Here is a 12,845-nt window from a genome sequence, read left to right on the forward strand (position 1 = left end):
GGAATCGACTGCGGCCTCGTGACTGGAAGCGAGGCCGCTGCGCCATTGTACGGGGTGGCTCGTCAAGGCCGTTGCGCGGGTCTGGCCGGGGTGTCAGTGCTTGTTTGTTCGACCGCCGTGCGGGGTTGGGCAGAGGCCGCAGGTGCTGTTCTTGTTCGGCCTGTATGCGGGGGCGGAGGCCGCAGGTGCTGTTCTTGTTCGGCCGCCACGCGGGGGGCGGTGCCCGGCGGGGCTCATGCTGGGGTGGTCCGGCCCTGCGGGCCGGACTCCGCTGCGGTGCTCGCGCCGAGGTCGCGCGGCCCAACTCGCTTTCGTTCGCTTCGCTCACTGCCGCTCAAACAGTCGGCCGCGAGTCAGTTCACGAAGCGCGCTGAAGCGCGCCGACCTCGGCACTGCGCTCCTCGCCACCCCACAAATCGCCCCACCGGGCACCGCCCCCCGCGCGGCTCTTCTCTGCTGTGCGGAGAGGCTGCTGCAACCGCCCCGCAGCCCAGCACGCTCTGCCGTGCCAAGGCCGACGGCGCCAGCGCAGCACGGTCGTCGCGGACGGCGGCGCCGTTGCAAGGCACCTCCATGCACAACACCACCGCTGCGACATTTGCGCAGGGCCGTGCGGGCCGGCCCGGGGGCGCATGTGGAGCGCCGAGCAGCGCAGCGCCGGTGGCCGCGCGCGCAGCGCGCCTCGTGAACTGACTTGCGGCCGACTGTTTGAGCCGCAGTGAGCGAAGCGAACGAAGGCGAGTTGGGCCGCGGGCCACCGGCGTGAGCAGCGCCGGGCAGTCGGTGCGCAGCACCGACCGCGGAAGCTAAGCCCCCGGGTCGGCCCGCACGGCCCTGCGCAAACTGCTCACACCCAGCAAGTCCCCCGCTGCGCAAGAACGACAAGCCGCGCCCCGTCAAGCGTCACCAAGACCGATACCCGCCCAACCTGCCGAGAAATACCGCCCGGCAGGGATAATGCGTGCTTCGGCGCCCCTCGTCGGGTGCGCCACAGACTGCACTGCAGAACACATGGCCCAGTACGTTTTCACCATGAACCGCGTCGGCAAGATCGTGCCGCCGAAGCGGCAGATCCTGAAGGACGTCTCGCTCTCCTTCTTCCCCGGCGCCAAGATCGGCGTGCTTGGCCTCAACGGCTCGGGCAAGTCCACGCTGCTGAAGATCATGGCCGGCATCGACAAGGACATCGAGGGCGAAGCCGTCGCGATGCCCGACCTGAAGATCGGCTACCTGCCGCAGGAGCCGCAGCTGGACCCCGACCAGACCGTGCGCGAAGCGGTAGAGCAGGGCATCGGCGGCGTGCTGGCGGCCAAGGCCCGCCTGGACCAGGTGTATGCCGAATACGCCGAGCCCGATGCCGACTTCGACAAGCTGGCCGCCGAGCAGGCCGAGCTGGAAGCCATCATCGCCGCGGCCGGCAGCGAGAACACCGAGCTGGTGATGGAGATCGCCGCCGACGCGCTGCGCCTGCCGCCGTGGGACGCCGTCATCGGCAAGCTCTCGGGCGGCGAGAAGCGCCGCGTGGCGCTGTGCCGGCTGCTGCTGAGCAAGCCCGACATGCTGCTGCTCGACGAGCCCACCAACCACCTGGACGCCGAATCGGTCGACTGGCTGGAGCAGTTCCTGTCGCGCTTCCCGGGCACCGTGGTGGCCATCACCCACGATCGCTACTTCCTGGACAACGCGGCCGAGTGGATCCTGGAGCTGGACCGCGGCCGCGGCATCCCCTACCAGGGCAACTACTCCACCTGGCTGGAGCAGAAGGAAAAGCGCCTGGAGCTGGAACAGCGCACCGAGGACGCCCGCACTAAGGCGATGAAGATCGAGCTGGAATGGGTGCGCAAGAACGCCAAGGGCCGCCAGGCCAAGAGCAAGGCGCGCCTGGCCCGCTTCGAGGAACTGAGCGACGTCGAATACCAGAAGCGCAACGAGACGAACGAGATCTTCATTCCCGTGGCCGAGCGCCTGGGCCATGAGGTCATCGAGTTCAATAACGTCACCAAGAGCTTCGGCGACCGGGTGCTGATCGACGACCTGAGCTTCAAGGTGCCCGCGGGCGCCATCGTCGGCATCATCGGCCCCAACGGCGCGGGCAAGTCCACGCTGTTCCGCCTGATTGCCGGCAAGGAGCAGCCCGACAGCGGCACGGTGAGCATCGGCCGCACGGTGAAGATGGCCTTCGTCGACCAGAGCCGGGAATCGCTGGAAGGCGAGAAGACGGTGTGGGAAGACGTCTCGGGCGGGCTGGACAACATCGTCGTCGGCAAGTTCGTGATGCCTTCGCGCGCCTACATCGGCCGCTTCAACTTCAAGGGCAACGACCAGCAGAAGCTGGTGAAGAACCTGTCGGGCGGTGAGCGCGGCCGGCTGCACCTGGCCAAGACGCTGGCCCAGGGCGGCAACGTGCTGATGCTCGACGAACCGTCGAACGACCTGGACGTGGAAACCCTGCGCGCGCTGGAAGACGCGCTGCTGGAGTTCGCCGGCTCCGTGATGGTGATCAGCCATGACCGCTGGTTCCTGGACCGCATCGCCACCCACATCCTGGCCGCCGAAGGCGACTCGAAGTGGGTGTTCTTCGACGGCAACTACCAGGAGTACGAGGCCGACAAGAAGAAGCGCCTGGGCGAAGAGGGCGCCCGCCCGCACCGCCTGCGCTACAAGGCGCTGAAGTAAGCCGGTAAGCCGCGGCCTGCGCGCTGCACCGAATGACGGCCCGCCTCGTGCGGGCCGTTTGCATGGCGCCGCTGGGCATCGTTGGGATTGACCGCGCCTGCGCCGCGCCGGAGGATGCCTGCCCCCCACCGGAGCGCCCGTCCATGGTCACGAAGAAGAGCACCGCCGCAACAGCCGCCGCAACAGCCGCCCAGTCCCCCGCCAAGCCAGCCAAGCCCGGCAAGCCCGCCAAGCCGCGTGCCAAGCCCAGGCCGCCGGCCTGGAAGCTCAGCGCCCGGCCCGATGCCATCGACTTCCGCGACCGGCTGTTCATGCCGGCCATCTCGATGTGCCCGGCGCCCACGCTGTTTCCGAAGATCGCGCTGCCGATCAAGAACCAGGGCGACACCAATGCCTGCACCGGCTTCGCGCTGTCGGCGGTGGCCGAGCATGCGCTGCGCGCTTCCAAGCGCGAGCTGGAGCCGCTGGTCTCGCCCTACATGCTGTATTCCATGGCGCGTCGCTACGACGAATTCCCCGGCTCGGTGGCCGACGAGGGCTCCAGCCTGCGCGGCGCGCTCAAGGGCTGGTTCAAGCATGGCGCCTGTGCGCTCGACCTGTTCCCCGCGCTGGAGATGCCGCCCGCGGCCGACGACATCGAGCGTGACTGGTGGTTCGACGCAGTGCGCCGGCCGCTGGGCGCCTACTACCGCATCACGCCGTCGCAGATCACCGACATGCATGCGGCGCTGAACGAGGCCGGCATCCTGTTCGTGAGCTGCGGCTGCCATGCCGGCTGGGACCAGGGCATGCAGCAGCCGCTGATGGCCGAGCGCCCCAGCAGCTTCGACGAGGTGTGGACCATCCCGGTCGAGCCCGGCTGGGCCGCCCATGCCGGCCATGCCTTCGTGCTGGTGGGCTACAACGAGCGTGGCTTCCTGCTGCAGAACTCCTGGGGGCCGGAGTGGGGCTCGCACGGCTACGCCATCCTCACCTACGACGACTGGCTGAAGAACGCGATGGACTGCTGGGTGGTGCAGCTGGGCGTGGTCACCCAGGACCACCGCGAGCTGGCCCGCACCGCCACGCTGCGGCTGGACCACCGCGGCAAGGTGGCGCTGGCGCAGAGCGAGGTGCTGCGCAACCGGGAGCTGGCGCCCTTCATCATCAACATGGGCAACAACGGGGCGCTGTCCAACAGCGGCGAGTTCCGCACCACCCCGGACGACGTGCGAGCCATCGCCGACATCCAGCTGACGCGCGCGCGCGAGGCCTGGGGCCTGCAGGACGACGTGATCGACGTGTGCCTGTATGCCCACGGCGGGCTGGTCAGCGAGAAGTCGGGCGCCGAGATCGCCGCGCAGTGGGTGCCGATGCTCTACGACCGGCGCATCTTCCCCGTCTTCCTGATGTGGGAGACCGGCTTCATGGAGACGCTGGGCGCCATGCTGCGCGATGCGGTGGGCGGCGCGCCCAAGGTGGCCGGCGGCCTGGAGCGCTGGTGGAACCAGCGGCTGGAGCGGCTGCTGGCGCGGCCGGGCACCGCCATCTGGGGCGAGATGAAGGAGAACGCCAACCTCATCAGCCTGTACCGCGAAGGCGTGCCCGACGACCAGCAGGCCGGCGCGGTGCTGCTGTGGCAGCACTTCTCGAAGGCGGTGACCAACAAGAAGGTGCGCATGCATTTCATCGGCCATTCGGCCGGGGCCATTGCCGGCACCTTCCTCATCCACCGGCTGGCCGAGCAGGGCATGCGCTTCGAGTCGGTGAACTTCATGGCGCCGGCGGTGCGGCTGGACACCTTCGAGCAGCTGATGGTGCCCCTGCTGCGCAGCGGCCAGGTGGCCCGCTACCAGCAGTTCAGCCTGACCGACCGCGCCGAGGAGGACGACTCCACCTGCGGCCCGTACCGCCGCTCGCTGCTGTACCTGGTGCGTGAATCCTTCGAAGGCGGTGCCACCACGCCCATCCTGGGCATGGAGCGCGACGTTCGCGAGCCGGCCAGGCAGTGGCCCAACACCTCGCTGGTGTTTGCGCCCGGCACCGTCAGCGCGGCCACCACCCACGGCGCCTTCGACAACGACAAGCTGACGGCCGAGCGCGTGCTGAAGTTCATCCAGGGCCGCTGAGCCGCCCGCCAGCCGCCGGCCGGCCCCCGCAAACCGCGGCCCGTCGCATGGCCGGTGCGGCGGCCGGCCGAAGCGGTGCGGCATGGCGCTATCGTCGCGGCATGACCGTACCGCCGCCGCCCGACACCGGCCCTGCGCCGGGCGCAACGCCGCCCTGGCCTTCGCTGCTGGGCCAGCTCACCCTGCGCAGCGTGGCCATGGCCGTGGCGATGGCCGTGGTGGTGGCGGCGCTGCTCAATCCGCTGTTCATGCCGCCGTTCCCGGTGGTGCTGGGCCGCACGCTGTTCCTGGCCATGGTGCTGCTGCTGGCCTTCCATGCCGCCGGCCGCCTGCCGGTGCACCGGTTGCCGGCCTGGATGCCGCGCTGGCTGCTGCAGCTGGCGGCCATCGTGCTGGCCGCGCCGCTGGCCACCGCCTGCATCTACCTGCTGTACGTGGGCGGCAACGTGCTGGTGCTGTTCGACAACCCGGGCGTGGTGGCCGGCTTCAGCTGGATTGCCGGCACCGGGCTGGTGCTCGGCCTGGTGCTGGCGCTGGGCGCCATGTACCGCGAGCGGGATGCCCAGGCCCGCAGCCAGGCGCTGCAGTTCGCGCTGGAGCGCGAGACGCTGGAGCGCCAGGCTGCCGATGCCCGGCTGGCGCTGCTGCAGTCGCAGATCGAGCCGCATTTCCTGTTCAACACCCTGGCCAATGTGCAGGCGCTGGTGGAAAGCGGCTCGCCGCGCGCGGCACCGGTGCTGCAGACGCTGATCGACTACCTGCGCGCCACCATCCCGCGTTTCCACGATGCCAGGCCCACGCTGGGCGACGAGCTGGCCCGGGTGCAGGCCTACCTGGCGCTGATGCAGATGCGCATGCCCGACCGGCTGCAGTGGCGGGTGGAGGCCGATCCGTCGCTGGCCCCGCTGCGCTTCCCGCCGATGGCGCTGCTGACGCTGGTCGAGAACGCGGTGCGCCACGGCATCGACCCCGGCGAGGACGGCGGCGAGGTGCTGGTGCAGGCGCAGCGCGATGCCGCCGGCGGCCTGTGCCTGGCGGTGCGCGACACCGGCGTCGGCCTGCCCGCGGAAGGCAGCGGCGCCGCGCCGGCCGGCACCGGCCTGGCCAACCTGCGCGCCCGGCTTCAGGCGATGTACGGCGATGCCGCGCGGCTGCATCTGGCCGCGCGCCAGCCGCAGGGTGTCGATGCCGAGATCCACCTGCCTGCCGAGGCGGCGCCATGACGGCCGGCACCGCCGCCACTGCGCTCATCGCCGACGACGAGCCGCTGCTGCGCGAGCACCTGGCCGCGCACCTGGCGCGGGCCTGGCCCGAGCTGCAGGTGCTGGCCCAGGCGCGCAACGGGCGCGAGGCGGTCGCGCTGTTCGAGCAGCACCTGCCGCAGGTGGTGTTCCTGGACGTGCACATGCCCGGCGTGGACGGCATCGAGGCGGCGCGGCAGATCGGCCGCCGGGCGCACCTGGTGTTCGTCACCGCCTATGAGCAGTACGCGGTGCAGGCCTTCGAGCAGGGCGCGGTGGACTACCTGGTCAAGCCCTTCAACGAGGCGCGGCTGGCCGACACGGTGCAGCGCCTGCGCGAGCGCCTGCAGCGGCAGCCGGACCAGCCGGCGCCCGACGTGGCGCCGCTGCTGGACCGGCTGGCCGCCGCGCTGCAGCAGCGCGCGCCGGCGGTGCCGCGCTGGCTGCAGTGGATCAAGGCCTCGGTGGGCAGCACCGTCAGGCTGATTCCGGTGGACGAGGTGCAGTACCTCCGCTCGGACGAGAAGTACACGCTGGTGGCCTGGCAGGGGGGCGATGCGCTGATCCGCCGCAGCATCCGCGAGCTGGCCGACGAGCTGGACCCCGACCGCTTCGTGCAGATCCACCGCTCGGTCATCGTCAACCTGCACCATGTGGCGCAGGTGGTGCGCGGCGCCAACGACACCGCCGACGTGCTGCTCAAGGGCCGGCCGGAACGCCTGCCGGTCAGCCGCAGCTACCTGCACGTGTTCCGCCAGATGTGAGCATGGCGCCGGCCGGCGCGCATTAGTTGGCGCCGCGGCGCTACACCCGCGGCGGCGGCGGCCGACATGGCTGGAAGCGAGGTCTTCCATGCGCATGCCCCTTCCTTTCCCTTTCCGACTGCTGCCGCTGTGGCTGGCGCTGTGCCTGGCCGCCCCGGCCCAGGCCGACTGCGGCGCCGCCGCGTCGCCCGAGGCCACCCGCTGGCCGGCCGACGTGGTGCGCGGGGTGGAAGCCTTCCTGCGCCAGCATCCCGACGATCCGCAGGGCCAGCGGCTGCGCTCCGAGCGCGCGGGCGCGGAGCTGGCGATGCAGGCGCTGCAGCGGCGCGATGTGCGGCTGCACCGCAGCGCCTTCTGCGCCGACGGCGATGCGCTGCAGGACGAGCTGCACCGCGCCGCCCGCGGCGACCGCGAGGCCGCGCACCGCCTGGCCCGCCACTACCGCGGCCTGCCCGGCGAGCAGAACCGCTACGAGGGCTGGCTGCAATTCGCGGCCGCCCTGGGCCACGAGGGCGCCAGCTACGAGCTGGCGCTGCACTACCGCCGCACCGGCCAGCCGATCTATGCCGCGATGTACGAGGCGCGGGCGGTCGAGCGCGGCTTCGTCGTGCCGGTGGCGCTGGACAACGTGCGCAAGTAGCCAGCGGCCGCCGGCGCTTCAGCCGCTGGCGGACAGCACCGCCGCCATCGTCTCGCGGCAGATGGTGCAAAAGCGCGTGGCGCCGCGGGTGAACATGCGGCAATCGGCCTCGGGCCGGTACAGCCCGCGCGCCAGGTAGCGCGCGCCTTCGAACACGCCCAGCCGGCCGGCCCAGGGCTCGGCCGCCAGCAGCGCGGCCACCTGCTCGCGCACCACCGCGACCGGCAGGGCCGCCGGATCGTCGCTGGGCTGCAGCGGCAGGCCCATCAGCCGCAGGTACTCCGCATGCTGCCAGGGCGTGGGCACCGGCACTTCCGGCCCCACCCGCGCCGACCACTTGACCCGGCCCTGCGAATCCATCGGCGAGACGTTGGGCTCCCAGGGCTGCCAGGCGTCGGCGCCGTTGGTGTCGTAGGTCACCTGCTTGCCGAAGTACTCGTCGCCGAGCCCGGCCAGCGAATGGCCCAGCTCGTGCGGCAGCACGTAGCCGAAGTCGGCATCGTCCATGTGCGCGGCCACCAGGCAGTTGCAGTTGAAGATGCCGCTGCCGCCATACACGTCCGCATTGGCCAGCACCACCACGCTGGCATGGGCCAGGCCCTCGGTCGCACGGCCCAGCGCATGCAGGTCGGTGGCCACCGCATAACGCGCCATGCCCAGCGTGCCGTAGCTGGTGCCGAAGGCGGTGCGGCCGGCGCCTTCCGGCGTGGCCGGGATGCCGGAGACCGGGCTGGGCACGAACACCGCGGAAAAACGCAGCCGCTGTGCATGGGCGCTGAAGGGATCGGTGGACAGCAGCACCTGGCGGGCGCGGCGGGCGGCGGCCAGGAAGCGGGCTTCCTCGTCGGCTGCATAACCTTCGGACACCAGCAGCAGGCGCACGCCGTCGGCGCCTTCGGCCGGGTTGTCCAGCTCATGCAGCCGCCGGCTGGCGCAGGCCGGCACGTCCGGCAGCGGCGCATCGAGGGCCGGCAGGCGCAGCTCGAACAGGCTGCGGAACCGGTCGCCGGCCACGCGGCGCTCCAGCCGCAGCAGGCCGTCGGGCAGCCAGGGCACCACATGCGATTCGGCGAAGCGGCCTTCCCGCGGCTGTGGATCGCCCGCCACGGTGCTCTGCCATTCCTCGAACAGCGCGGAATACCCCCGCGAGGCGGCCACGCTGCCGTCGGGTCGCAGCAGTGTCCAGCGGTAGGTGCCGCGGATGTCGAGCTGGCCGCTGCGGTGGGCATCGGCCACGCCGGAGCGCGCGGCCAGCGCCAGTTCATAGCGCTCGTCCGACTGGCTGCCGGCATGCCACAGGTCCAGCCGCAGGGCCGGCGTCGGCGCGGGGTCGGCCCAGGCCATCAGCGCACCTCGTCCTTGTCCAGCACGCGGTGCAGGAAGTCGGCGATGCGCAGCTCCAGGTAGGGCCGCTGGGTGGCCGAGCGCACGCCGTGGCGCTCGCCGGGCAGCAGCAGCAGCTCGTAGGGCACGCGGCGTCGGGCCAGGTCCTCCATCAGCGCGGCGCTGTGGCGCAGCAGCACGTTCTCGTCGTTCATGCCGTGGATCAGCAGCAGCGCACCCTGCACCTGGCCTTCGCCGCGCAGCACGCTGCCGGCCTCGTAGCCCTCGGCATTGGTGGTGGCGAAGGTGGGCAGCGGCAGCGGCGTGCCCATGTAGCGCTCGGTGTAGGGCGCGTCGTAGTCCTCCCAGTTGACCACCGGCGCACCGGCCACGCCGGCGCGGAACAGGTCGGGCCGGCGCTGCAGGCAGCGCAGCGTCATGTAGCCGCCGTAGCTCCAGCCGCAGGCTGCCACGCGGGTGCGGTCGGCGCGCGGCAGGCGCGGCAGCAGCTGTTCCAGCGCGGTGGCCTGGTCGTCCACCTCCACCTGGCCCAGTCGGCCGTACACCGGCAGCTCGAAGTTGATGCCGCGGCCGGAGGCGCCGCGGTTGTCCACCTTCACCACGTAGAAGCCCCGCTGCGCCAGGTACTGGGCGCGCATGTCCACCGTCATCGCCCACGCATTGCGCACCGCCTGCAGGTGCGGGCCGCCATACACCAGCAGCACCACCGGGCGCAGGCCGGGCAGGCCGGCGTCGGGCTCGTACACGGCGGCATGCAGCGGGGTGCGGCCATCGGCGGCCACCACCTCGTGCAGCACCGGCGGCCGCACGCCGGCCAGCCAGCCGGGCGCGGTATCGGCGGCAAAGCGGTGCTCGGCGGGGCCGCCGCCGATGCCTTCCAGCACCAGCGACGGCGCGGCGTCCATCGATTCGAAGGCATGCAGCCAGTGCTGGCCGTCGGGCGCCAGCGTGGCGCCGTGCACGCCGGGCGCATGGGTGCGGCGGTGGCACTGCCAGCCGTCGGCCGGCGCGGCATGGAACACATGGTGCTCCCGCGCATCCGGCCCGGTGGCGGTGAAGTACAGGCCATCGCCGGCCAGGCCGACGAGTCCGTCCACATGGCCCACCGTGTCGTCGCCGATGTCCTGCTGCCAGCGGCCCTGCGCGTCATGCAGCCCGACACGGCCGATGCCGGTGTTCTCGTGGATCAGGAAGAAGCTGCCGTCGCCGCGGCGCATCGGCGGCGCGATGGCATTGATCCACGGCGCCTGCTTCTGCATCAGCAGCTCGCGGATGCTGCCGGCGGCCAGGTCCAGCAACAGGAATTGCAGCCGCGTCTGGTCGCGGGACAGGCGGGTCAGCAGCAGCGTGTCCGGGCCCCAGTCGGCCAGGCCGCGGAAGTAGGGCCATTGGGCATCGGCCGGCAGCAGCGTGCGGCGGCTGGCGGCATCGTCCAGCGACAGGCTTTCGATGCTGAACACGGCCACCGCGCCGCCGGGGCGGGCATAACGCGTGGCCTCGACGCGGGTCTGCGCGCCATTGCCGACGTCGATGCGTTCCACCTCGCTGGTGTCGAAGCGGGCCCACACCAGCAGCCGGCCTTCGCTGGCGGCGGCGAAGGCCGCGCCGTTGAAGATCTCCTCGCGGGTCATCGCATCGGGAATGCCGTTGAGCACGGTGTCGCTGCCATCGTCGGTCAGCCGGCGCGGCTCGCCGAAGCGGCTGCCGCCGTCGGTGACGGCGATGCGCCAGAGGTTGCCGCCGGCGCTGAAGGTGATGGCCTGGCCGCCGGGCAGGGCGGCGGCGGTGGCGGCCTCGATGTAGTCGGGGTGGCCGTACACCACCGGTGCGGCGTCGCCTTCAGCGGGCAGCAGCACCAGCCGGTTGGACAACATGCACCACAGCACGCCGGTGCCCGGCAGCCAGCGGGCGTGGGTGATGCCCGAGAAGCGCTGGCGTGCCCGCTCGCGCGCCAGTTCCTCGGCCAGCGTCATCGGGGCGGGCGGCAGGTCGTCGGCGGACAGGCGCAGCCGGGTGCTGCCGCTGTCGCGGTCGTGCACGAACAGGCCCAGCGTGTCGGGCCCGCCGTGCCGCTGCAGGAAGGCGATGCGCCGGCCATCGGCGCTGAACACCGGGCCGTGCACCGAAGGCGCGGCCGGCGAGCTGACGGGAATGAAGTCGTCGGGCAGGATCGGTCGGCTCATCAGGCCTCCGGTTGGAAGAGTTGGGCGGGCAGCTCGGGCAGGCGCAGCACGGGACAGCGGCGCCATTCCGGCTCGGCATAGCGGCGAGCGTTCAGGAAGATGAAGCCCAGCACCGCCTGCGGATCGGACAGCTGCGCGGGATGCTCGGCCTTCCAGGCCTCGAAGCGCTCGCGCAGGCCGGGCTCCTCAGCCAGCAGGCGCTCGGCCTCGTCCTCGAACACGTAGTCGCTGAAGGTTTCCTTCTTGTCGAGCACGCTGTCGAAGAAGCCCCAGCGGAAGAAGCTGTCCATGCCCAGCGGCTCCAGTGTCTCGATCACGAAGCGGTCGTGCGGCGTGCCCAGCATCACCACCCAGTCGCCGGCCGCCAGCGCGGCCTGCAGCGGCTCGGCCTGCACGGCCAGCTCGTCATGCAGGTGCCGGCCTTCGAAGGGCAGCGGCCGCTTGCGGAAATGCGGGACGCGGTAGGCCTCGGCGGCCACCGTCTGCGCACGCGCCACCCGCTGCAGCCGCACGCCGTGCGCCTGCAGCCGCTGGGCCACGTCGTGCCAGGCCTGCGGCAGCACATAGGCGCGCGGCGGCGTGGTGCTGGCGGTGGCGGTGTAGCGGTCGAAGTAGGGGATGTCGGCCTGCCAGGGCGCGCTGCGGTCGTAGCGCAGCCGCTGGTAGCTGCCCAGCCGGCTGGACTCGTGCACCGCCTTGAAGCCGCTGAAGCGGAAGGGCGTGCTGCGCTGGGTGTCCAGCTGCCAGGCCAGCGGCACCACCGCGCCGGCGGACACCGCGGCCCGGTCGGCGGCGCGGGCCGCGCGCACGGCCGCCCCGTGCGCCACGGTGTAGGCCAGCGCGCTTTCCACCAGCGCCCGGGTGCCGTGGTAGCGCTCGGCGAAGGGCTTGAGCATGTGCGTCTCGGGCATGAAGCCGATGGTGTGGTGCAGCGCCGCGTAGCCGGTGGAAAAGCGCGGCGTGTCCAGGAAGTCGGCGATGCCGTCGTCAGGAATCTCGCGCACCGGGTTCACGTAGGGGCACATCGGGAAGCCGCGCGTCGCCATGTCGGCATACAGCGCCGGCAGCATGCGCTCGCGCAGGTGCGTGCCCAGCAGGCCGCCGAGCTTGTCGGGCTGGGTCGGGATGAGCGTGACCACGTGCTGGTAGTCGGCGCCGTTGGAGGTGTGGGTGTCGACCATCACGTCCGGGTCCCAGCGGGTGAACACGCGGGCGAAGGTTCGTGCGTTGGCGCTGTCGGCCTTGATGAAGTCGCGGTTCAGGTCCAGGTGCCGCGCATTGCCGCGGAAGCCGAAGGCCTCCGGCCCCGCCTGGTTGACGCGGCTGGTGTCCTGGCGGTTCAGCGCGCCGTCGACGTTGTAGACCGGGATGTAGATCAGCACCGTGCTGCCCAGCGCCTGGCGCCTGGCTTCGTCGGTGCACAGGTCGCGCACCATGGCCATGCAGGCGTCGATGCCTTCGGGCTCGCCGGGGTGGATGCCGTTGTTGTTGAAGAAGACGGTGCGGCCTGCGGCCTGCACGGCCAGCGGGTCGAAGACCCCGTCGGTGGAAAACACGCCGAGATGGATCGGCACGCCCCCATCGGACTGCCCGACCACCTCGAACCTCAGCCATTGCGGAAAGGCCTGGGCCAGGCGCTGGTGGAAGTCGATGCACTGCCGCCAGGTGCTGGTCTGGTTGCCGTTGCCCTGTTCGAAGGGCGTTGTCCATTCACTGCTCATCGCTGCCTCATGCGGCGTTGCCGAAACTGTGCGAATCAGTTTAGGGGACGGAGTGGGGGTCTCCTCGTGGCGTGGGCCGTCGGCTGTTCTTGCGCAAGGCCCCCAGATGACCCAGCCCACGCCTATCACAAACAGATACAGTCCCGCATCCCTTCAGAGGATGGTGCG

Annotated in this window: 8 protein-coding genes; 5 read left to right on the top strand and 3 right to left on the bottom strand. The window is 71.3% G+C overall.

Annotated features, from left to right (window positions below; all coding sequences use genetic code 11):
- Positions 1-1,011: 1,011 nt before the first annotated feature.
- The 5 genes from ettA to VO99_RS18625 all read left to right on the top strand — a co-directional run bounded on the left by ettA (position 1,012) and on the right by VO99_RS18625 (position 7,429).
- Positions 1,012-2,676, top strand: coding sequence for an energy-dependent translational throttle protein EttA (gene ettA / locus VO99_RS18605; RefSeq protein ID WP_046114410.1), 1,665 nt, complete (start codon positions 1,012-1,014; stop codon positions 2,674-2,676).
- 143 nt (positions 2,677-2,819) lie between these two features.
- Positions 2,820-4,784 carry a C1 family peptidase gene (locus tag VO99_RS18610; protein WP_046114411.1) on the top strand — a complete coding sequence of 655 codons (1,965 nt, stop codon included), beginning with the start codon at positions 2,820-2,822 and terminating at the stop codon, positions 4,782-4,784.
- Between the two features lie 101 nt (positions 4,785-4,885).
- Entirely contained in the window at positions 4,886-6,007 is a 1,122-nt protein-coding gene (locus VO99_RS18615; protein ID WP_052736446.1) for a sensor histidine kinase, read from the top strand.
- Positions 6,004-6,789, top strand: coding sequence for a LytR/AlgR family response regulator transcription factor (locus VO99_RS18620; protein ID WP_046114412.1), 786 nt, complete (start codon positions 6,004-6,006; stop codon positions 6,787-6,789). The genes VO99_RS18615 and VO99_RS18620 overlap by 4 nt, the downstream gene beginning before the upstream one ends.
- 88 nt (positions 6,790-6,877) lie before the next feature.
- Positions 6,878-7,429, top strand: a complete 552-nt coding sequence (locus VO99_RS18625; RefSeq protein WP_046114413.1) for a hypothetical protein — start codon at positions 6,878-6,880, stop codon at positions 7,427-7,429.
- 18 nt (positions 7,430-7,447) lie between these two features.
- On the opposite strand, the gene VO99_RS18630 is transcribed toward VO99_RS18625, so the two are convergent.
- Genes VO99_RS18630 through VO99_RS18640 form a run of 3 tightly spaced genes read right to left on the bottom strand, consistent with a single transcriptional unit; the run spans position 7,448 to position 12,677 of the window.
- Entirely contained in the window at positions 7,448-8,773 is a 1,326-nt protein-coding gene (locus VO99_RS18630; RefSeq protein ID WP_046114414.1) for a M64 family metallopeptidase, read from the bottom strand.
- Entirely contained in the window at positions 8,773-10,956 is a 2,184-nt protein-coding gene (locus tag VO99_RS18635) for a S9 family peptidase (protein ID WP_046114415.1), read from the bottom strand. Before VO99_RS18635 ends, VO99_RS18630 begins: the two co-directional genes overlap by 1 nt.
- Positions 10,956-12,677: a M14 family zinc carboxypeptidase gene (locus VO99_RS18640; RefSeq protein ID WP_046114416.1), complete on the bottom strand. Its 1,722-nt coding sequence runs from the start codon at positions 12,675-12,677 to the stop codon at positions 10,956-10,958. Before VO99_RS18640 ends, VO99_RS18635 begins: the two co-directional genes overlap by 1 nt.
- Between the last annotated feature and the right edge of the window lie 168 nt (positions 12,678-12,845).

The sequence above is a fragment of the Aquincola tertiaricarbonis genome, from assembly GCF_000969605.1.
Classification (GTDB): Bacteria; Pseudomonadota; Gammaproteobacteria; order Burkholderiales; family Burkholderiaceae_C; genus Aquincola; species Aquincola tertiaricarbonis.

Bases quoted from the DNA above. Each gene is read 5' to 3' on its own strand.
- VO99_RS18640 (WP_046114416.1), bottom strand. From the start codon at position 12,677: ATGAGCAGTGAATGGACAACGCCCTTCGAACAGGGCAACGGCAACCAG.
- VO99_RS18615 (WP_052736446.1), top strand. From the start codon at position 4,886: ATGACCGTACCGCCGCCGCCCGACACCGGCCCTGCGCCGGGCGCAACG.
- VO99_RS18625 (WP_046114413.1), top strand. From the start codon at position 6,878: ATGCGCATGCCCCTTCCTTTCCCTTTCCGACTGCTGCCGCTGTGGCTG.
- VO99_RS18630 (WP_046114414.1), bottom strand. From the start codon at position 8,773: ATGGCCTGGGCCGACCCCGCGCCGACGCCGGCCCTGCGGCTGGACCTG.
- ettA (WP_046114410.1), top strand. From the start codon at position 1,012: ATGGCCCAGTACGTTTTCACCATGAACCGCGTCGGCAAGATCGTGCCG.
- VO99_RS18635 (WP_046114415.1), bottom strand. From the start codon at position 10,956: ATGAGCCGACCGATCCTGCCCGACGACTTCATTCCCGTCAGCTCGCCG.
- VO99_RS18610 (WP_046114411.1), top strand. From the start codon at position 2,820: ATGGTCACGAAGAAGAGCACCGCCGCAACAGCCGCCGCAACAGCCGCC.
- VO99_RS18620 (WP_046114412.1), top strand. From the start codon at position 6,004: ATGACGGCCGGCACCGCCGCCACTGCGCTCATCGCCGACGACGAGCCG.